The following is a 19,685-nucleotide window of genomic DNA, read 5'->3' as shown; positions in this document are numbered from 1 at the left end:
CGGCGGCGACGTGCGCGTGGCCTCAGTGACCCGGCAGCGGCGGCAACGGGAGCGGCAGCCCCGGGAGCCCGTCCATGCTGGTCGCGATGTGCTCCTTCTTCCCGAAGTACGCGCTCAGCGAGGCGTCGTCCTCCCGCGCGAACCGCTTCGCGTGCAGGTCGCGGTCCTCGTCGTACGTCATGAACGGCACCCCGTACCCGCAGGAGTCCCGGATCGTCCCGGCCGTGACGACGACGATCGCGCGCAGGCCGTGCTGCGTGACGTCGACGCCGGGGAAGTGCGCCACGAGCGCCTCCCACCGGGGGTCGTCGCGGAACACCGGCTCGCCGCGACCGTGCACCCGGACGATGTTCGGGGGGCCCTGGAAGGCGCACCACATGAGGGTGATCCGGCCGTTCTCCCGCAGATGGGCGACGGTCTCGGCGGTGGAGCCGGCGAAGTCGAGGTAGGCGACGGTCCGTTCGTCGAGGACGGCGAAGGAGCCGGAGACGCCCTTGGGGGAGAGGTTGACCGTGCCCTCGGAGTCGAGCGGGGCGGTGGCGGTGAAGAAGACCGGCTGCGCCTCGATGAAGGCGCGGAGTCGTCCGTCGATGCGTTCATGCGTCTTTCCCATGCCGGGCATTGTCTCCGAACGCCTGTACGTCGGACGCCCACCCCCGCCCGGTCTCTCCGACCAGCGCCTTTCCGACCGGTACCTTTCCGGTCGCATTGACAAAACATACGGAGCACTGCATAGTTATGCCTATCAGTGCTTGGCCTGTCAGTGCTCGAAGGTAAGGAGAAGCCCGTGACCGAGCGTGTCGTACTCGCCTACTCCGGCGGCCTGGACACCTCCGTCGCCATCGGCTGGATCGCCGAGGAGACCGGTGCCGAGGTCATCGCCGTCGCCGTCGACGTCGGCCAGGGTGGCGAGGACCTGGACGTCATCCGCAAGCGCGCCCTCGACTGCGGCGCCGTCGAGGCCGAGGTCGCCGACGCCAAGGACGAGTTCGCCGACGAGTACTGCCTCCCGGCGATCAAGGCCAACGCCCTCTACATGGACCGGTATCCGCTGGTCTCCGCCCTCTCCCGCCCCGCCATCGTCAAGCACCTCGTGGCCGCCGCCAGGAAGCACGGGGCCGGCATCGTCGCCCACGGCTGCACCGGCAAGGGCAACGACCAGGTCCGCTTCGAGGCCGGCATCCAGGCCCTCGGCCCCGACCTGACGTGCATCGCCCCGGTCCGCGACTACGCCATGACCCGCGACAAGGCCATCGCCTTCGCGGAGAAGGCGCAGCTCCCGATCGCGACCACCAAGAAGTCCCCGTACTCCATCGACCAGAACGTCTTCGGGCGCGCCGTCGAGACCGGGTTCCTGGAGGACATCTGGAACGCGCCGATCGAGGACATCTACGAGTACACCGCGAACCCCGCCACCCCGCGCGAGGCCGACGAGGTCGTCATCTCCTTCAAGGAGGGCGTCCCGGTCGCGCTCGACGGCACGCCCGTCACCGTCCTCCAGGCCGTCCAGCAGCTCAACGAGCGCGCAGGCGCCCAGGGCGTCGGCCGGATCGACATGGTCGAGGACCGGCTCGTCGGCATCAAGTCCCGTGAGGTCTACGAGGCTCCCGGCGCGATCGCCCTGATCACCGCCCACCAGGAGCTCGAGAACGTCACCGTCGAGCGGGAGCTCGCCCGCTACAAGCGGCAGGTCGAGCAGCGCTGGGGCGAGCTGGTCTACGACGGCCTGTGGTTCTCCCCGCTCAAGCGCGCGCTCGACGGTTTCATCCAGGAAGCCAATCAGCACGTCACCGGCGACATCCGGATGACCCTGCACGGCGGCCGTGCCGTCGTCACCGGCCGGAGGTCCGAGGAGTCGCTGTACGACTTCAACCTCGCGACGTACGACTCGGGCGACACGTTCGACCAGTCCAAGGCGCAGGGATTCATCGACATCTTCGCTCTCTCCGCGAAGATCGCCGCACGGCGTGACCTCGCCTGACCACGATTCGTTCCACAGCCGCCTCCCCACCGCAGGGACCGGGGAGGCGGCCTGTTATCCACCTCCTGAGGAGCAGTAGCTGTGAGCAGCAACAACGGTGACGTCCGGCTCTGGGGCGGCCGTTTCGCCGACGGGCCGGCCGAGGCCCTCGCGAAGCTGTCCGCGTCGGTCCACTTCGACTGGCGGCTTGCCCCCTACGACATCGCCGGTTCCCGCGCCCACGCGCGCGTGCTCCACAAGGCGGGGCTGCTCACCGAGGACGAGTTGACGCGCATGCTCGCCGGCCTCGACCGGCTGGAGGCCGATGTCGCCGACGGCTCCTTCGTCGGCACCATCGCCGACGAGGACGTCCACACCGCCCTGGAGCGGGGCCTCCTGGAGCGCCTCGGCCCCGACCTCGGCGGCAAGCTGCGCGCCGGCCGGTCCCGCAACGACCAGGTCGCCACCCTCTTCCGGATGTACCTGCGCGACCACGCGCGGATCATCGGCGGGCTCGTCGCCGACCTCCAGGACGCCCTCGTCGGCCTCGCCGAGGCGCACCCGGACGTCGCGATGCCGGGCCGTACCCACCTCCAGCACGCCCAGCCGGTGCTCTTCGCCCACCATGTCCTCGCCCACGTCCAGTCCCTCTCCCGGGACGCCGAGCGGCTGCGGCAGTGGGACACCCGTACGGCGGTCTCCCCCTACGGCTCCGGCGCCCTGGCCGGCTCCTCCCTCGGGCTCGACCCGGAGGCGGTCGCCAAGGACCTCGGCTTCGAGCGGGGCTCGGCGGGCAACTCCATCGACGGCACGGCCTCGCGTGACTTCGTCGCCGAGTTCGCCTTCATCACCGCGATGATCGGGGTCAACCTCTCCCGTATCGCGGAGGAGATCATCATCTGGAACACGAAGGAGTTCTCCTTCGTCACCCTGCACGACGCCTTCTCCACCGGTTCGTCGATCATGCCGCAGAAGAAGAACCCGGACATCGCCGAGCTGGCCCGGGGCAAGTCCGGACGCCTCATCGGCAACCTCAGCGGGCTGATGGCCACGCTCAAGGCCCTGCCGCTCGCCTACAACCGCGACCTCCAGGAGGACAAGGAGCCGGTCTTCGACTCCTGCGACCAGCTGGAGGTCCTGCTCCCCGCGTTCACCGGCATGATGGCCACGCTCACCGTCAACCGGGAGCGCATGGAGGAGCTGGCCCCGGCCGGCTTCTCGCTCGCGACCGACATCGCCGAGTGGCTGGTCAAGCAGGGCGTGCCGTTCCGGGTGGCGCACGAGGTGGCCGGCGAGTGCGTGAAGGTCGCCGAGGCGGAGGGCAAGGAGCTGGACGAGCTCACGGACGACCAGTTCGTGAAGATCTCGGAGCACCTGACCCCCGAGGTCCGCACGGTCCTCGACGTGCCGGGTGCGCTGGCCTCCCGTGACGGCCGGGGCGGTACGGCCCCGTCGGCGGTCGCCGCGCAGCTGGTCGAGGTCAAGGCCGATCTGGTGATCCAGCACGCCTGGGCCGCCGCCAAGAAGTAGCCCGTAGAAGCATCACAGCGCCGCCGCCCACTCCGCGAGCGCGTCGAAGTCCGGCCGGGTCAGCCCGATCCGCTCGTCGACGTGCAGCAACAGGGCGGCGGCGAGGTGGTTCTGCTCCACGTACTCGCGGTCGTACGACGTGATGTCGTCGTCGATCCAGGCGAACGGCCGCCCCGCCGCGTACTCCAGGATGTACTGCGTCTTCCAGAAGGTCCCGCGAGGGGCCTTTCCGTGCATCTGGGGCCAGTCGACGAAGGGCAGCTCCGGCAGCCCGACCCGCGGCCCGATCCAGTCGTTCGCCTCGCCCTTCCAGGTCGTCGCCCACACCAGCTCGTACGCCTCCGCGAGCGCGAGCAGCTCGCCCCCGTGCGCGGGGTTCAGCCACACCCGCAGCGGCTTCGGGTCGGTCCAGCCGCTCGGACGCATCCGGTGCGTGGTGTAGCCCGCCGGACGGCGTTCGCGCTGGGCCGCATACGGGTTCAGCGGGCCGTCCACATCGATCAGCAGCAGCGGCTTCGTCATGTCCACAGCATTCCCTCCCGCCTCAAGGTGAGGCGTTGATTTATCGAATGAGACACTGACGTCTCATTCGGTGTATGGTCGTCTCATGTCAGTCGACCGCACCCAGGTGCTCCGTTCCGCTGCCGCCCTGCTTTCCCGGAAATCGACCGCCACCATGGACGAGGTCGCCCGGGCCGCGGGGATCGGCCGCGCCACCCTGCACCGGCACTTCGCCGGGCGGGACGCGCTGGTCAGGGCCCTGGAAGCGATGGGTCTGGTGGAGTTCGAGGCGGCGTGCGACGCCGCACGGCTCGACGAGGGCCCGGCCGACGAGGCGCTGCGGCGGCTCGTCGCCGAGACCGAGCCCAACGCCCCGCTGCTGGCCTTCCTCGTCACCGAGAACCAGCTCTTCGAGGGCGACGACGTCGACGAGGGCTGGTCCCGGCTCGACGCCAGGGTCAGCGCGCTCTTCAGACGCGGCCAGGAGGAAGGCACCTTCCGTATCGACCTGAGCCCCGCGTGGCTCACCGAGGCCCTCTACGGCCTCGTATCGGCCTGTGCCTGGTCCGTGATGGACGGGCGGGTCGCCGGCAACGACTTTCAGTACATGATCACCGAGCTGCTGCTCGGCGGCGCACGACGGAGCGTGGAGAAATGAGCAGGACCCTGCAGACGAGCCCGACGACGGGGACGGAGGTGAAGAGCCCCGGCCGCTGGCTCGCACTCTCGGTGCTCGTCCTGGCCGTCCTGCTGGTCGCGGTGGACGCCACCGTACTCGGTCTCGCGACGCCCTCGCTCAGCGAGGACCTCAAGCCGTCCGGTACGCAGTTGCTGTGGATCGGCGACATCTACTCGTTCGTGATCGCCGGTCTGCTGGTCTCCATGGGCTCCCTCGGCGACCGGATCGGCCGCAAGAAGCTGCTCCTGATCGGTGCGACCGCCTTCGGCGCCGTCTCGGTGCTCAACGCGTACGCCACCAGTCCCGAGATGATGATCGTCGCCCGCGCGCTCCTCGGTGTCGCCGGCGCGACCCTGATGCCGTCGACGCTGGCGCTGATCCGGAACATCTTCCACGACCCCAAGGAGCGCAGCCTCGCCATCGGCATCTGGGGCGCCACCGCCTCGGCCGGTGCGGCCGTCGGCCCGGTCGTCGGCGGAGCACTGCTCCAGCACTTCTACTGGGGCTCGGTCTTCCTCATCAACCTGCCCGTCATGGCCGTCCTGGTCCTCGTCGGCATCAAGCTGCTGCCCGAGTCCAGGAATCCGGTCGCCGGCCCCTGGGACCTCGTCAGCGTCGGGCTCTCGCTCGTCGGAGTCATCGGAGTCGTGTACGCCATCAAGGAGGTCGCCTCGCACGGCCTGACGTGGGAGGTCGGCGCGTCCGCCGTCGTCGGCGCCGCGGCCCTGTACGCCTTCGTCCGGCGGCAGCACACGCTGACCGCGCCCCTGCTCGACATGCGGCTCTTCAAGCACCGCGGCTTCTCGGGCGCCGTCCTCGCGGATCTGCTCACCGTCTTCGGACTCTCCGGACTGGTCTTCTTCCTCTCCCAGTTCCTCCAGCTCGTCCAGGGACGCGACCCGCTGGAGGCCGGCCTCGCCGAACTGCCCGCCGCCATCGGCGCGGTGGTCACGGGTCTGGTCGCCGGCCGGTACGCCCGGCGGTTCTCCGTACGAGGCGTGGTCACCGGCGGTCTCGGCGCGATCGGACTCGCGCTCGCGGCGATCACCCTGGTCCACAAGGAGACCGGCTATCCGCTGCTCGGCGCGGCCCTGCTCGTCGTCGGCCTCGGCGCCGGATTCTCGTTCACCGTCACCGCCGACGTGATCCTCTCCAGCGTGCCCAAGGAGCAGGCGGGTTCGGCCTCCGCCGTCTCCGAGACGGCGTACGAACTGGGCGCGGCGCTCGGCATCGCGCTCCTCGGCTCGATCGTCACCGGTGTCTACCAGGGCTTCACGGCCCCGGCGGGTGTCCCCGCGGACGCCGCGGCCGCGGCCCACGACTCGCTCGGCGGCGCGTTCGAGGCCTCCGCCGGCCTCGACCCCGCCACGGCCGGCGGCCTCGTCTCCACCGCCCAGGACGCCTTCGTCGACGGCCTGAACATCGCGGCGGGCGTCGGCGCGGCGGTCCTCCTCGCGACGGCGGCCGCGGCCTGGTTCCTCCTGAAGGGCCAGCGGCTGGAGGACGGCATCGAGCACTGACGTGCACCCGTGGGCGCCGGTCACGCACGAGGGGCCCCGCTCGGCGATTCGCCGAGCGGGGCCCCTCGTTCACGTCGTGACGGCTACGCGGCCTTCGCCTTCGTGGCGTACATGTCCACGTACTCCTGGCCCGACAGCCGCATCACCTCGGACATGACCGAGTCCGTCACGGCCCGCAGCACATAGCGGTCCCGGTCCATGCCCTCGTACCGCGAGAACTCCATCGGCTCGCCGAAGCGGACCGTGACCCGGCCCGGCCGGGGCAGCCCCGCCCCGCCCGGCTGGATCTTGTCGGTACCGATCATCGCGAACGGCACCACCGGCGCGCCGGTCATCAGCGTCAGCCGCGCGATGCCGGTACGGCCCCGGTAGAGCCGGCCGTCGGGGGAGCGGGTGCCCTCCGGGTAGATGGAGAAGATCTTTCCCTCCTCCAGGACGCGTCGGCCGGTCATCAGGGCCGCGACACCGCCCCGGCCGCCGTCGCGGTCCACCGGGATCATGCCGACGCTGGTGAAGAACCAGGCCATCAGGCGGCCCTTGAAGCCCTTGCCCGTCACGTACTCGTCCTTGCCGATGAAGAAGACCGGGCGGTCCGTGCAGATCGGCATGATCATCGAGTCGATGAACGTGAGGTGGTTGCCCGCCAGGATCACCGGACCCGTCCCGGGGATGTTCTCGACGCCTTCCACACGTGGCCGGAACATCAGACGCAGGATCGGTCCGAGCACTGCCTTGATGAGTGCGAGACGGGACAACGGTTCCTCCGGTGTCGGGAACGGGCGGCGTCGTACGGGGGCCGTGCAGGTGAGGACGATACTCGCGGGTCACGGTCGTGCGCACATCGGGTTCATCGAGTGGATACACAGTGTTGACGTGTGTTTCCGCCATGTTCTACCAGCGTCTGCCGCGCGGAGGGCGCGACTGCCTACGGTCGGAGCGTCGTTTGACAGGTGCGGGACATCACATCGAAGGAGCCTTCATGACACAGGGTGAGCACGGCAGCCCGGCTCGGCGGACGGTTCTCGGAGCGGCGGGCGCGGCGGTCACGGGCGTGGCGGGAGCCGCCGTCCTCGGGGCCTCCTCGGTCCTCGCCGCCGGGACCGCCCAGGCAGCCCAGCCGAGCGACGCGGGCCGCGGGCACGGCCACCGCTCCCTCCCCGTCCCCACCGTCATCGCCCACCGGGGCGCGAGCGGCTACCGCCCCGAGCACACCCTCGGCTCCTACCAGCTCGCCCTCGACCTCGGCGCGCACGTGATCGAGCAGGACCTCGTCCCCACCAAGGACGGTCACCTGGTCTGCCGTCACGAGAACGACATCACCGGTACGACCGATGTCGCCGACCACCCCGAGTTCGCCTCCCGCAGGACCACCAAGTCCGTCGACGGCGTCTCGTACACCGGCTGGTTCACCGAGGACTTCACGCTCGCCGAGCTCAAGACGCTCCGCGCCAAGGAGCGCATTCCGGGCACCCGCCAGAGGAACACGCTGTACGACGGCCGCTGGCAGATCCCGACCTTCGAGGAGGTGCTGCGCTGGGCCGACCGTGAGGGCCGCCGTCGTGGCCGTGACGTCTGGCTGCACGTCGAGACCAAGCACCCCACCTACTTCCGCTCCCTCGGCCTCGGCCTGGAGGAGCGCCTCGCGACGCTGCTGCGCCGGTACGGACGCCACCGCGCCGACTCCCCGGTCTTCCTGCAGTCCTTCGAGCCCAGCAGCATCCAGCGCCTGGCGAAGCTGGTGAACTCCCCGCGCGTCGTGCTCCTCTCGGCCGCGGGCAGCCGCCCCTGGGACTTCGTCCAGGCGGGCGACCCGCGCACCGTCTCCGACCTGGTCACGCCCACGGGCCTGCGCTGGATCGCCTCGTACGCGCAGGGCATCGGCCCCACCCTGGACCTGGTCATCCCGCGCGACGCGAGCGGACGGCTCGGCACCCCGACCACCCTGGTGCGCGACGCGCACGCGCAGGGCCTGATCCTCCACCCGTACACCCAGCGCAACGAGAACAGCTTCCTGCCGGCCGAGTTCCGCCGCGGTACGGACCCGAACGCCTACGGGGACGTCTTCGGCGCGCTGAAGACCTACCTGGCGACGGGCATCGACGGCATCTTCTCCGACAACCCGGACACGGCCCTGCTGGCGGTGGCCGACCGGCCGATGTGACGAAGGGGCGGCGCCCCTCCCGTGGTCCGTTCGGCCCAGGACCCTGGGCCCGGACCACGGGAATCGCACCCACGCGGGTGGTTTGGGCACAGGACCGCAACCGCCCCGCCCGCGACCGGCATCGTGCCGGACATGACCCTCCCCGACCCCCACCTCGACCCTCAGCTCCTGCGCACCCTCGCCCCGCTGCTCGCCGCCGAGTCGGACGCCGAGGCCCCGGCCGCCGGCGTCGAGGCGAGCGACCTCGAACAGGCCGTCTGGCTCAAGCTCCTCGAACGTCTCCAGGACGACCAGGCGCCCAGGCACCCTGCCGACTGGCTCCGCCGAGCCGTCCGCGCCGAGGCCCGCCGCGCCCGGCGCGCCGCCCTGCGGGAACGCCCGTACCTCGGCGAGGAGGCCGGGGAGCCGCACGACTCGCCCGAGAGCACCGCCCTGACGACGGAACGCCGCCGCGCCGTGCGCGCCGCCGTGCGCCGTACCCCCGGCCACTGCCCGCGCCTGCTCGCCGCGATGCTCGATCCGGCCGACCCCACCTACCGGGAAATCGCAGGGGAGTTGGGTATCTCACAGGGCAGTCTGGGGCCGATGCGTTCCCGGTGCCTGGGATGCCTGCGCAGAATGCTGGCCTCAGAGGTTCCTGCGACGACCCCGAGGGGAAGGGTGCGGGAGACCGACCGATGGACCAGGTGAGCGGGAGGCATGCACACATGGGCATGAGCGTGACCATCTCAGCCGCGGACGCACAGGACGCGGAGCACATACTCAAGCTGCAGTACCTCTGCTACCAGAGCGAGGCGGAGCTCTACGGCGACTACTCGATCGAGCCCCTCACCCAGACCCTGGACGCCCTCCGGGCCGAACTGGCCCAGGGACACGCGCTCGTGGCACGCCTCGGCGACGAGATCGTCGCCTCCGTACGCGCACGGGCCGACGAGGCGGGCACCGTACGGATCGCCAAGCTCATCGTCCACCCGCGCATGCAGCGCCACGGTCTCGGCGGCCGGCTGCTCGACGCCATCGAGGGCCGGTTCGCCGGCGACCCCGCCCCCGCCGCCAAGCGCTACCAGCTCTTCACCGGCCACCGCAGCGAGGGCAACCTGCGGCTCTACCGCAGCAAGGGGTACGAACAGGTCGCGGCGCGCGAGATCGGCCCCCGGCTCACGCTCGTGACCCTGGAGAAGGCCGCCTGACGCCGGGGCCGGTATCCGGTCCCGGGCCGGTGTCTAGGCGCTCGCCCGCGAGCGCCGCAGCCACCAGATCCCGGTCAGCGGCAGGAGCACCGGGATGAAGATGTAGCCGTAGCCGTAGTCCGACCAGACCGTGGCGTCGGGGAACGCGGACGGTTCGACGAGCGTCCAGGTCCCCACGGTCAGCACGCCCACCAGCTCGGCGGCGCAGCACACCAGCGCCGCCCTGCGGGCCGTCTCCCCGCCTCTGACCAGGGTGTACGTGATGAAGGCGTACACCACGGCCGCCACCGCCGAGAGCGCGTACGCGAGCGGCGCCCGGTCGAACTCGGTCGCGATCTGGTAGATCGAGCGCGAGACCGCGCCGACCGACATCACGCCGTACAGCCACACCAGCAGCATGCCGGGGCCCTTGACCAGACGGCCGGCTCCCTCGGTCGCGCTCATCAGCCCACCGTCCAGATGTCGAAGAGGCGTACCTCGAGAACCGCGAGGACGACACCGCTCGCCGCCACCGTCGCCGAGCCCCACCGGCTCCGCTCGCTGAGCGACATGAACGCGGCCGCGGGTACCGCGCACAGCGAGCCCAGGAGATAGGCGACGAAGATCGTCCCGCCTTCCTCGGCCTTCTCGCCCCGCGACAGCTGCACGATGCCGACGATCAGCTGCACCAGCGCGAGGAACGTCACCACGGCCATGCCGATGAAGTGCCAGTCCTTGGTCGGCTGGTCGCGGGTGAAGGCGAAGCCGCACCAGGCGGCGAGGGCGAGCGCGGCCACCGAGACCGCGACCGTCAGGGCGTCAAGCATGGGCCCGAGGGTATTACGGGCCAAAAGGCCCGATGCGCTCGCCCCCCACCCGGCCCGTGGGGCCGAGCCCCAGGAGGCTGCGGACCGTGGCCTTGGCCACAGCCCACGACCTGCCGGAGCCCGACGCCGATGTCGTCGTGACCGGCCTGCCGGCGGTATCCGCGCAGGCCACCGACGGGGGACCGGAGAACGCCGCCGGGGTGTGACGGCCGGGCGGGGTTGTCCGCATGATGTCTCAACGACGTCCGCTATTCGGACACCCCCGATTCGGCGGAACAGGTGCGTGCTTTACTTGCAGACATGACCACGACGAGCAGCCGCACCCTTGCGACCGAGGCGATCACGACGCCCGGTGCTCGTTGTATGTGTCGAATGTGCGCCTTCTGAGGGCCCCCGCCGAGACTCGCGCCCCGAAGCGAGACCCCGACGGCCGAGCCGATCCGCCCGCCGAAACCGGCGCCGGACCGTGCCCGCCCCGCGCACGCGTCGCCTTCCGGCCATCCCGCCGAAGCCGTGCCGTCTGCGCCTGACTGTCCGAACGACGAATGCCCCGTGCCCGGCGGACCCCGCGCCGCGCACTCGACAGTGACGGAAACCCCTGTGATCACCACTTCGGGCCTGACCAAGGTCTACGAGTCGCGAGGCCGCCAGGTCACCGCTCTGGACGGCGTCGACCTCCACGTCCGCGAGGGCGAGGTGTACGGCGTGATCGGCCAGAGCGGCGCCGGCAAGTCCTCGCTCATCCGCTGCGTCAACCTTCTGGAGCGCCCCACCTCCGGCACCGTGACCGTGGACGGCGTCGACCTCACCGCGCTCGGCGCCACGGGCCGCCGCGCCGGCAAGGACCTGCGCCGCGCCCGCAGCAGCATCGGCATGGTCTTCCAGCACTTCAACCTGCTGTCCTCCCGCACGGTCAAGGACAACATCGAACTCCCCCTGGAGATCCTCGGCGTCTCCGGCGCCGAGCGCTCCCGCCGCGCGCTGGAACTCCTCGACCTCGTCGGCCTCGCCGACAAGGCGAAGGCCTACCCCGGCCAGCTCTCCGGCGGCCAGAAGCAGCGCGTCGGCATAGCCCGCGCCCTGGCCGGCAACCCCAAGGTCCTGCTCTCCGACGAGGCCACCAGCGCGCTCGACCCGGAGACCACCCGCTCCATCCTCCAGCTGCTGCGCGACCTCAACCGGCAGCTCGGCCTGACCGTCCTGCTCATCACGCACGAGATGGACGTCGTCAAGACGATCTGCGACTCGGCCGCGCTGATGCAGAAGGGCCGGATCGTCGAGTCCGGCACCGTGAGCGAACTGCTCGCCACCCCCGGCTCCGAACTCGCCGCCGAACTCTTCCCGGTCAGCGGCGCCGCCACCGGACCCGACCGCACCGTCGTCGACGTGACCTTCCACGGCGAGGCGGCCACGCAGCCGGTGATCTCCCAGCTCTCCCGTACGTACAACATCGACATCTCGATCCTCGGCGCCGCCATGGACACCGTGGGCGGCAAGCAGATCGGCCGGATGCGGATCGAACTGCCCGGCCGTTACGAGGACAACGTCGTCCCCGTCGGCTTCCTGCGTGAGCAGGGCCTCCAGGTCGACGTCGTCGAAGAGGAGACCGCGCCCGAGGCGGCGCCGGCGCTCGTCAAGGAAGGTGCCAAGTGACCTGGTCGGAGATGCAGCCCCTCCTGGAGCAGGGCACGGTCGACACCCTCTACATGGTCCTGTGGGCCACGCTGGTCACGATCGCCGGCGGACTGCCGCTCGGCATCCTCCTCGTCCTCACGGACAAGGGCGGCCTGCTGCAGAACGCCGTCGTCAACAAGGTCGTCGGCGTGATCGTGAACATCGGCCGCTCGCTGCCGTTCATCATCCTGCTGATCGCCCTGATCCCCTTCACGACCTTCGTGGTCGGCACCTTCATCGGCCCCACCGCGATGATCGTGCCGCTCGCCATCGGCGCCATCCCGTTCTTCGCGCGCCTCGTCGAGACCGCGATCCGCGAGGTCGACCACGGCCTGGTCGAGGCCGTCCAGTCCATGGGCGGCTCCGTGACGACGATCATCCGCAAGGTGCTGCTGCCCCAGGCCCTGCCCTCGCTGGTCTCCGCCGTCACCACCACCGTCATCGTGCTCATCGGCTACTCCGCGATGGCCGGCGCGGTCGGCGGCGAAGGCCTCGGCTCCAAGGCCATCACCTACGGATACCAGCGCTTCGACACCCAGTTCATGCTGGTCACCGTCGTCGTCCTGATCGCGATCGTCACCGTGGTCCAGCTGATCGGCGACCTCGCCGTCCGTCTCCTCGCCCGCCGAGGACGCACCGCCTGACCCAGGCGCGCCACCCCAGACTTCGTCCTTCGAAGAAGAGCCCGGACTTGTTGTCCAGGCGTCCACCGCACCACCGGAAAGAGGCACTCTTCGTGCGTAAGAACATCAAGCTCACCGCCGGTATCGCCGCCACCGCCGCGCTCGCCCTCGGCCTCACCGCCTGCGGCACCGCGTCGGACCCGTCCTCCGCCAAGGACGCGGCCGGCTCCGCCGACAAGCCGCTCGTCGTCGCCGCGTCCCCGACGCCGCACGCCGACATCCTGAACTACGTCAAGGACAACCTCGCCGCGAAGGAGGGCCTGAAGCTGGAGGTGAAGGAGTTCACGGACTACGTCCTGCCGAACACCGCCACCGAGTCCGGCCAGGTCGACGCCAACTTCTTCCAGCACAAGCCGTACCTCGACGACTTCAACAAGAAGAACAACACCCACATCGTCCCGGTGGTCAACGTCCACCTGGAGCCCCTCGGCCTCTACTCCAAGAAGGTCAAGGCCCTCTCCGACATCAAGGCCGGCCAGACCATCGCCGTCCCCAACGACACCACCAACGGCGGCCGCGCGCTCAAGCTGCTCGCCGACAACGGGCTCATCACCCTCAAGGACGGCGTCGGTTCCAACGGCAAGCTCTCCGACATCGCGGACAAGAAGGGTCTGGAGTTCAAGGAGCTGGAGGCCGCCACCGTGCCCCGCGCCCTGAACGACGTGGACGCCGCGGTCATCAACGGCAACTACGCCATCGAAGCCAAGCTCTCGCCCGCCGAGGACGCCATCGCGCTGGAGAAGACGGAAGGCAACCCCTACGCCAACTTCCTCGCCGTCAAGGAGGGCAACGAGAAGGACGCGCGCGTGCAGAAGCTCGTCAAGCTCCTCAACTCGCCCGAGGTGAAGAAGTACATCGAGGACACCTACAAGAACGGTGCGGTCGTTCCGGCCTTCGGCGCCGTCGCCAAGTAAGGCCCGCAGTACAGTTCTTGTGACGAAGGCCCCCGCACCCCGTCCGGTGCGCGGGGCCTTCGCCGTATCCCGCCCGTATCTGACGCCACATCGGACCCGGCGATGCGCACCGACGACTGCATGCTGCATGCTGTGCGTTCACGGTCGATTCGGACGGTCCACGGCATGGAGCTGCGCATGACTACCACCTTTCCGGACATCTCCATCAACACGGACCGGTTGGTGCTGCGCGCGCTCGAAGAGGCGGACGCGCCCGCCCTCGCCGAGATGATGAACGACGAGATGGTCGCGGCCTGGACGGCCGTCCCCCAGCCCTTCACCGAGGACGCCGCGCTCCGCTGGATCACCGAGTACGCTCCCGCCGAGCGCGAGGCCGGCCGGGGCCTCGACCTCGCCGTCACCGAGTTCCTCACCCAGCGACTCGTCGGCATCGTCCAGCTGGGCAGGACCAACTGGCACGTCAGGTCCACCGAGATGTCGTACATCGTCGCGCCCTGGGCCCGCGGCGAGGGATACGCCTCCGAAGCCGCCCTCGCCACCGCCCAGTGGCTCTTCGGCGACCAGGGGATCGAACGGATCGAGCTGCGCACCGCGGCCGACAACACCGCCTCCCAGCAGGTCGCCCAGAAGATCGGCTGCATCAGCGAGGGCGTTCTGCGCGGCGCCTGCATAGCCCGCACCCGCACCGAGGACGGCACCTGGGCCGACCTCCGCACGGACTTCATCGTCTGGGGACTGCTCCCCGAGGACCTGGAAGGCGTCGCCGACCAGATGGCGGAGGCCGGCTACTCCTCCTTCACCGACTGGAGCTGAGCCCGCAACCGAAGCCGGGTACCCTCGACACCCCCCGACCTGCGACAAGACCTCAGGAGACAGACGACGATGGCCGACCGGGTCACGGTGATCGGCTGGGACGGCTCGCCCCTCACCGAAGCGGCCCGGTCCGCGCTCTCCGCCGCCACGCTCGTGGCCGGCGCCGCGCACCACCTCGCCCTGCCCGAGGTCCCGCGAGGAGCCGAGCGGATCCGCCTCGGCAGCGTCGACCTCGCCGCCCGCCGCATCGCCCTCCACCGCGGCACCGCCGTCGTCCTCGCCGACGGCGACCCCGGCTTCTTCGGCGTCGTCCGCACCCTGCGCGCCCCCGAGCACGGCCTGGAGGTCGAGGTCGTCCCCGCCGTGTCCTCGGTCGCCGCCGCCTTCGCCCGCGCCGGCATGCCCTGGGACGACGCCCGGATCGTCGTCGCCCATCAGCGCACCCTGCGCCGCGCCGTCAACGTCTGCCGCGCCCACCCCAAGGTCGCCGTCCTCACCTCGCCCGGTGCCGGGCCCGCCGAACTCGCCCTCCTCCTCGACGGCGTCCACCGCACCTTCGTCATCTGCGAGGAGCTGGGCACCGACCGCGAGCAGGTCACCGTCCTCACCTCCGACAAGGCCGCCGACCACGCCTGGCGCGACCCCAACGTCGTCATCGTCATCGGCGGCACGGCAGGCGCCCCGCCCGGAGGCTGGCTGATGGGCCAGGAGACCTCTGCCGTACGGGGCTGGGCCCTGCCCCCGGAAGACCCCGCCGCCGCCCGCCGCAGCGGCGAGGACCCCACGCTGCGCGCAGCCCAGCTGGCCCGCCTCGGCCCCCGCGTCGGCGACCTCGTCTGGGACATCGGCTGCGGCGGCGGAGCGCTCGCCGTCGAGGCCGCCCGCTTCGGCGCCGCGGTCATCGCCGTCGACGCCGACCCGGACGCCTGCGCCCGCACCGAGGCCGCCGCCCGCCGCCACGGCGTCCAGCTCCAGGCCGTACAGGGCCGCGCCCCGCACGTCCTGGAGCGCCTCCCCGAACCCGATGTCGTGCGGATCGGGGGCGGCGGCGTCCCCGTCGTCACCGCCTGCACCGACCGCAGGCCCGAGCGGATCGTCGCCCACGCCTCCACCCGGGACGAGGCAGAGGCCATCGGTGCCGCGCTCACCGAGGGCGGCTACACCGTCGAATGCGCCCTGCTGCAGAGCGTCGACCTGGACCCCGGCGACTGGTCGGAACGCGACCGCTCCGTCGTCTTCCTGCTCTCCGGACGCAGGTCGGCCCCCCTCTAGTCCCGCTGGAGCGAGGCCCACCCCTGACCGAGCCGCCCCGCCCGGCCAGGTAGGCTGGCCGATCGTCGTACCGCACCCGGACCGTCGGCCTTTTGTTCGTCAATGTCCGGACGTAGTGGCCGCTTCCGGTCGCTGATGTGGTACGGAGCAACCGGGGGACGCGCGACGTGGCGCAGTCCACAGCAAACCGTGCCGGATCCGCCTGTCATGACGGCCGTTGGCCGCGACAATGCTGGGGTGTCCGCGCGTCATTCGTGCCGCACGGCGCGCACGCTCGTTCTTGTTGACGGGCGAAGGTCTGAAGGAGCACAACCGATGGGCGAGGGGTACGCATGACGGACACCGGCCAGGTCCCGGGCGAGGGGCTGCCGGAGAACGCAGGCATGGTCGAGCAGCCGGGCATCCCCGCTCCGGGCGCGTACACCTTCCTGGACCCCTCCGAGAGCGCAGCCGACGACGACGATCTGCTCCTGATGCCGGGTGCGCAGGGCGCGTGGAGCGAGCACCAGCCCGGCTCCGTGCCCGCGCCGCCCGTCGCGGTCCCCGCCCAGGTGCCCGCGCAGGGCATGATGCCCGGCCAGCTGCCGCCGCTCGGCGACCCGCTGACCGACCCGCTGGCGGGACCGATCGCCGACGCCCTGGCCGCCCAGACGCCCATGGCCGCACCGGCTCCTCAGGCCGCCCCCGTCGCCATGCTCGCGCACGAGGCCGTCTCCACCCCCGCGCACGGTGTCCCGACGGCCCCGGAAGCCGCCCACGGCATGCCGGTGGCGCCCGAGAACGTCCACCACGGCGTCTCGACCCCCGCGCACGGTGTGCCCGTCGCGCCCCAGGAGCCGTACGGCGCCGAGGTCGTGACCGATCACGGCTACGAGCCCGGGATCCTGGACACCGGCGCCCACGAGGCCGCGGGCCGCGACTCCGGTTCGGTGGACCTCAGCGGCGTCCGCGTGCCGCCGACGACCTCCGCGCCGACCCCGCCGCCCGCCCGCCGTCCTCTGCACATGGGCCCGCTCGTGCCGGAGAACAACGGGGGAGTCGTACGGTCCCTCGCCGACCGCGGGCCCGCCTCCGCCGTTCCGGCGCCCGCGCCCATGGCCGCGCCCGTCCCGGCCCCCGTCGCCGCGGCGGCGCCCACCCCGGTCCCCAGCCGGGTCGCGGGTCCGCCGACCACCGGCCCCGAGTACCTCGACGTTCCCCAGGAGCAGCCGGTCGCCCCGGTCGCCGCACAGCTCGGCGAGACGCCGCCGCAGGGCGCCGTTCCGTGGGACCCGCAGCCGCAGGTGCCCGTGCAGCAGCCGATGCCCGCAGAAACGGTCGGCCAGTTCGTCCAGGTGGAGGGGACGGTTCCGACGACCCCGCACCTCGCCCCGACGCAGGCCGCCGAGCAGCCGGCCGCCGAGCAGCCGGCGGCCGAGGCCCCCGTCGCCGAGGAGCCCGTGGCCGAGACTCCGGTCGTGGCCGAGGCCGCCCCGGTCGAGGCGGAGACGCCCGTCGTGGACGAGGCGTCCGTCGTGGCCGAGGCCGCCCCGGTCGCCGAGGCGCCCGTGGACGAGGCCGCTCCGGTCGAGGCCCCCGTGGAGGAGGTCCTCGTGGCCGTCCCCGCGCCGCGTGACGGCGGCCCGGCCGCCGCCGTACCCGTACCGCAGGCCGAGGAAGCCGCCGTCGAGGCGGCGCAGAACCCCGAGCCCGAGGCCGCCGCCGAGCCCGTCGCGCACGAGCCCGTCGCGGAGGAGCCGGTCGCGGAGGAGCCCGCGGCGGAGCCGGTCGTCGAGCAGGCGGAGTCGGTCGAGGCGGTCGAGTCGGCCGAGCCGATCGAGTCGGCCGAGCCGATCGAGCACGCCGAGCCGGTCGAGGAGCCCCAGGCGCAGGAGCCCGTCGCGGAGGCGCCGTCCGAAGAGGCGGCCCCGGTCGCCGAGGAGCCCGTGGTCCAGGAGCCCGCCGCCCTCGAGAACGCGGACGAGCAGCAGGGCACGGACGAGACCCCCGCCGACCGGACGCCCGCGGATGCGCCGGACGACGAGGCCGCCGAGATCGACGCGGTCGCGATCGAATCGGCCGAGATCGACGCGGCGGACATCGAGACGGTGGAGGCCGAGCCGGCGGACGCCGAAGAGCCCGTCGGCGCGCCGGCGCCCGGGTACGCCGACGCCGAGCGCGAGGCCGTGCTCCGTGTCATGCGCGAGCGCCGCGACATCCGCAACGGCTTCCGCTCCGACCCGATCCCGCACGAGGTGCTGCTGCGCGTCCTGGAGGCCGCCCACACGGCACCCAGCGTCGGCCACTCCCAGCCCTGGGACTTCGTCGTCATCCGCTCCGCCGAGACCCGCCGGAGCATGCACGAACTCGCCCAGCGCCAGCGCGAGGCCTATGCCAAGTCGCTGCCGAAGGCCCGGGCCAAGCAGTTCAAGGAACTGAAGATCGAGGCCATCCTCGACACCCCGGTCAACATCGTCGTGACCGCCGACCCCACGCGGGGCGGCCGGCACACCCTCGGCCGCTACACGCAGCCGCAGATGGCGCCGTACTCCTCCGCGCTCGCGGTCGAGAACCTCTGGCTCGCCGCCCGTGCCGAGGGCCTCGGCGTCGGCTGGGTCAGCTTCTTCGACGAGCGCGAGATGGTGCGGTCCCTCGGCCTGCCCGAGCACCTCGAAGTGGTCGCGTACCTGTGCGTCGGCTACGTCGACGAGTTCCCCGAGGAGCCCGAGCTGATGCAGGCGGGCTGGTCCAAGCGCCGCCCGCTGTCCTGGGTCGTCCACGAGGAGACGTACGGCCGCAGGGCGCTGCCCGGCGAGGAGCCGCACGACCTGCTCCAGGAGACCGTCGCCAACATCCGCCCGCTGGACGCCAAGGCGCTCGGCGAGTCGTGGGAGCGGCAGAAGCGCATGACGAAGCCCGCGGGGGCCCTCGGCATGCTGGAGATCATCGCCGCGCAGCTCTCCGGGCTCTCCCGGATGTGCCCGCCGCCGGTCCCGGAGCCCGCGGCCGTCGCGATCTTCGCCGGCGACCACGGCGTGCACGCCCAGGGCGTCACCGCCTGGCCCCAGGAGGTGACCGGCCAGATGGTCGCGAACTTCCTCGGCGGGGGAGCGGTCTGCAACGCCTTCGCGAACCAGGTGGGCGCCGAGGTCTGTGTGATCGACGTCGGTGTCGCCTCCGACCTGCCGGCCACGCCCGGCCTGCTGCCGCGCAAGGTCCGCGCCGGTACGGGGGACTTCACGACCGGTCCCGCGATGACCCGCGAGGAGGTGCTCGGCGCGATCGAGGTGGGCATCGAGACCGCCCGTGATCTCGTGGCGGCGGGCAACAAGGCCCTGCTGACGGGCGAGATGGGCATCGCGAACACCACCGCGTCCGCGGCGCTGATCTCCGTGTACACGGGGGTCGACCCGGTCGAGGTCACCGGTCGCGGCACCGGCATCAACGACGAGATGCACGCACGCAAGGTCGACGTGGTGCGGCGCGCCCTCGACCTCCACAAGCCGGACCCGGCGGACCCGATCGGCGTCCTCTCGGCGGTCGGCGGTCTGGAGCACGCGGCGCTCGTCGGCCTGATCCTCGGCGCGGCCTCGCTGCGTACGCCGGTCGTCCTGGACGGCGTCTCGACGGGCGCGGCGGCGCTCGTGGCCCGGGCGATCGCGCCCGAGTCCCTGGCGGCCTGCATCGCGGGCCACCGCAGCGCGGAGCCGGGCCATGTGGCGGCCCTCAACAAGCTGGGCCTGCGCCCGCTGGTCGACCTCGACCTCCGTCTCGGCGAGGGCACCGGCGCGCTGCTCGCCCTCCCGATCGTCCAGAGCGCGGCCCGCGCGATGCACGAGGTGGCGACGTTCGACTCCGCGGGCGTGACGGAGAAGTAGCCACCGCGCCGTGACCGTCGTGCCCACCCGTCCCGCGCCGCGGAACGGGTGGGCACACCGCCACGGCCCGGTGCGCGTCCACGCCCTGGGGCTCCACGGGCAGGGACATCCGTCACAGGCCGCCC

Annotated in this window: 18 protein-coding genes; 13 read left to right on the top strand and 5 right to left on the bottom strand. The window is 71.7% G+C overall.

Annotated elements, in window-relative coordinates; translation table 11 throughout:
• Window positions 1–22: 22 nt before the first annotated feature.
• Complete coding sequence (locus tag ACFVGW_RS22360) at window positions 23–613, bottom strand: pyridoxamine 5'-phosphate oxidase family protein (RefSeq protein ID WP_385853211.1); 591 nt, start codon at window positions 611–613, stop codon at window positions 23–25.
• 174 nt (window positions 614–787) lie between these two features.
• Between ACFVGW_RS22360 and ACFVGW_RS22355 the strand changes: the two genes are divergently transcribed.
• Window positions 788–1,981 carry an argininosuccinate synthase gene (locus ACFVGW_RS22355; protein WP_385853210.1) on the top strand — a complete coding sequence of 398 codons (1,194 nt, stop codon included), beginning with the start codon at window positions 788–790 and terminating at the stop codon, window positions 1,979–1,981.
• Between the two features lie 81 nt (window positions 1,982–2,062).
• A complete protein-coding gene (argH, locus tag ACFVGW_RS22350) occupies window positions 2,063–3,490 on the top strand; it encodes an argininosuccinate lyase (protein ID WP_385853209.1) in 1,428 nt (475 codons plus the stop codon).
• 12 nt (window positions 3,491–3,502) lie between these two features.
• On the opposite strand, the gene ACFVGW_RS22345 is transcribed toward argH, so the two are convergent.
• The gene (locus tag ACFVGW_RS22345; protein WP_385853208.1) at window positions 3,503–4,012 is read right to left on the bottom strand and encodes an HAD domain-containing protein; all 510 of its coding nucleotides are present in this window, start codon (window positions 4,010–4,012) and stop codon (window positions 3,503–3,505) included.
• 85 nt (window positions 4,013–4,097) lie between these two features.
• Between ACFVGW_RS22345 and ACFVGW_RS22340 the strand changes: the two genes are divergently transcribed.
• Together ACFVGW_RS22340 and ACFVGW_RS22335 are read left to right on the top strand one after the other, a co-directional pair.
• Window positions 4,098–4,649 (top strand): helix-turn-helix domain-containing protein, encoded by a 552-nt coding sequence (locus tag ACFVGW_RS22340; RefSeq protein ID WP_352186487.1) that lies wholly within the window; start codon window positions 4,098–4,100, stop codon window positions 4,647–4,649.
• A complete protein-coding gene (locus tag ACFVGW_RS22335; RefSeq protein ID WP_385853207.1) occupies window positions 4,646–6,190 on the top strand; it encodes an MFS transporter in 1,545 nt (514 codons plus the stop codon). The genes ACFVGW_RS22340 and ACFVGW_RS22335 overlap by 4 nt, the downstream gene beginning before the upstream one ends.
• An 83-nt stretch (window positions 6,191–6,273) precedes the next feature.
• Here ACFVGW_RS22335 and ACFVGW_RS22330 read toward each other — a convergent pair whose 3' ends face one another.
• Complete coding sequence (locus ACFVGW_RS22330; protein ID WP_352186489.1) at window positions 6,274–6,945, bottom strand: lysophospholipid acyltransferase family protein; 672 nt, start codon at window positions 6,943–6,945, stop codon at window positions 6,274–6,276.
• Between the two features lie 224 nt (window positions 6,946–7,169).
• Here ACFVGW_RS22330 and ACFVGW_RS22325 point away from each other — a divergent pair, with 224 nt between their 5' ends.
• The 3 genes from ACFVGW_RS22325 (at window position 7,170) to ACFVGW_RS22315 (ending at window position 9,541) form a co-directional block, all read left to right on the top strand.
• Entirely contained in the window at window positions 7,170–8,351 is a 1,182-nt protein-coding gene (locus tag ACFVGW_RS22325; RefSeq protein ID WP_385853206.1) for a glycerophosphodiester phosphodiesterase, read from the top strand.
• 132 nt (window positions 8,352–8,483) lie between these two features.
• Complete coding sequence (locus tag ACFVGW_RS22320; protein WP_383224867.1) at window positions 8,484–9,041, top strand: sigma-70 family RNA polymerase sigma factor; 558 nt, start codon at window positions 8,484–8,486, stop codon at window positions 9,039–9,041.
• A 17-nt stretch (window positions 9,042–9,058) separates the two neighbouring features.
• Entirely contained in the window at window positions 9,059–9,541 is a 483-nt protein-coding gene (locus tag ACFVGW_RS22315; protein ID WP_383294730.1) for a GNAT family N-acetyltransferase, read from the top strand.
• A gap of 33 nt (window positions 9,542–9,574) precedes the next feature.
• Here ACFVGW_RS22315 and ACFVGW_RS22310 read toward each other — a convergent pair whose 3' ends face one another.
• Window positions 9,575–9,985, bottom strand: coding sequence for a hypothetical protein (locus tag ACFVGW_RS22310; protein ID WP_383224871.1), 411 nt, complete (start codon window positions 9,983–9,985; stop codon window positions 9,575–9,577).
• Window positions 9,985–10,347 (bottom strand): hypothetical protein, encoded by a 363-nt coding sequence (locus ACFVGW_RS22305; protein WP_352186494.1) that lies wholly within the window; start codon window positions 10,345–10,347, stop codon window positions 9,985–9,987. Before ACFVGW_RS22305 ends, ACFVGW_RS22310 begins: the two co-directional genes overlap by 1 nt.
• A 552-nt stretch (window positions 10,348–10,899) precedes the next feature.
• Between ACFVGW_RS22305 and ACFVGW_RS22300 the strand changes: the two genes are divergently transcribed.
• The 6 genes from ACFVGW_RS22300 (at window position 10,900) to cobT (ending at window position 19,560) form a co-directional block, all read left to right on the top strand.
• Window positions 10,900–12,000 (top strand): methionine ABC transporter ATP-binding protein, encoded by a 1,101-nt coding sequence (locus tag ACFVGW_RS22300; RefSeq protein ID WP_383224873.1) that lies wholly within the window; start codon window positions 10,900–10,902, stop codon window positions 11,998–12,000.
• Window positions 11,997–12,665: a methionine ABC transporter permease gene (locus ACFVGW_RS22295; RefSeq protein ID WP_352186496.1), complete on the top strand. Its 669-nt coding sequence runs from the start codon at window positions 11,997–11,999 to the stop codon at window positions 12,663–12,665. The genes ACFVGW_RS22300 and ACFVGW_RS22295 overlap by 4 nt, the downstream gene beginning before the upstream one ends.
• 92 nt (window positions 12,666–12,757) lie before the next feature.
• The gene (locus ACFVGW_RS22290) at window positions 12,758–13,618 is read left to right on the top strand and encodes a MetQ/NlpA family ABC transporter substrate-binding protein (RefSeq protein ID WP_352186497.1); all 861 of its coding nucleotides are present in this window, start codon (window positions 12,758–12,760) and stop codon (window positions 13,616–13,618) included.
• 177 nt (window positions 13,619–13,795) lie between these two features.
• Entirely contained in the window at window positions 13,796–14,431 is a 636-nt protein-coding gene (locus ACFVGW_RS22285; protein WP_352186498.1) for a GNAT family N-acetyltransferase, read from the top strand.
• A gap of 69 nt (window positions 14,432–14,500) precedes the next feature.
• Complete coding sequence (cbiE, locus tag ACFVGW_RS22280) at window positions 14,501–15,703, top strand: precorrin-6y C5,15-methyltransferase (decarboxylating) subunit CbiE (protein ID WP_385853205.1); 1,203 nt, start codon at window positions 14,501–14,503, stop codon at window positions 15,701–15,703.
• 332 nt (window positions 15,704–16,035) lie between these two features.
• Window positions 16,036–19,560 carry a nicotinate-nucleotide--dimethylbenzimidazole phosphoribosyltransferase gene (gene cobT, locus ACFVGW_RS22275; RefSeq protein WP_385853204.1) on the top strand — a complete coding sequence of 1,175 codons (3,525 nt, stop codon included), beginning with the start codon at window positions 16,036–16,038 and terminating at the stop codon, window positions 19,558–19,560.
• Window positions 19,561–19,685: the final 125 nt, after the last annotated feature.

This window comes from Streptomyces sp. NPDC127129 (assembly GCF_042671585.1).
Lineage (GTDB): Bacteria > Actinomycetota > Actinomycetes > Streptomycetales > Streptomycetaceae > Streptomyces.
The sequence above is the reverse complement of the archived record's forward strand: the minus strand, read 5'-3'. Positions and strand labels throughout refer to the sequence as shown.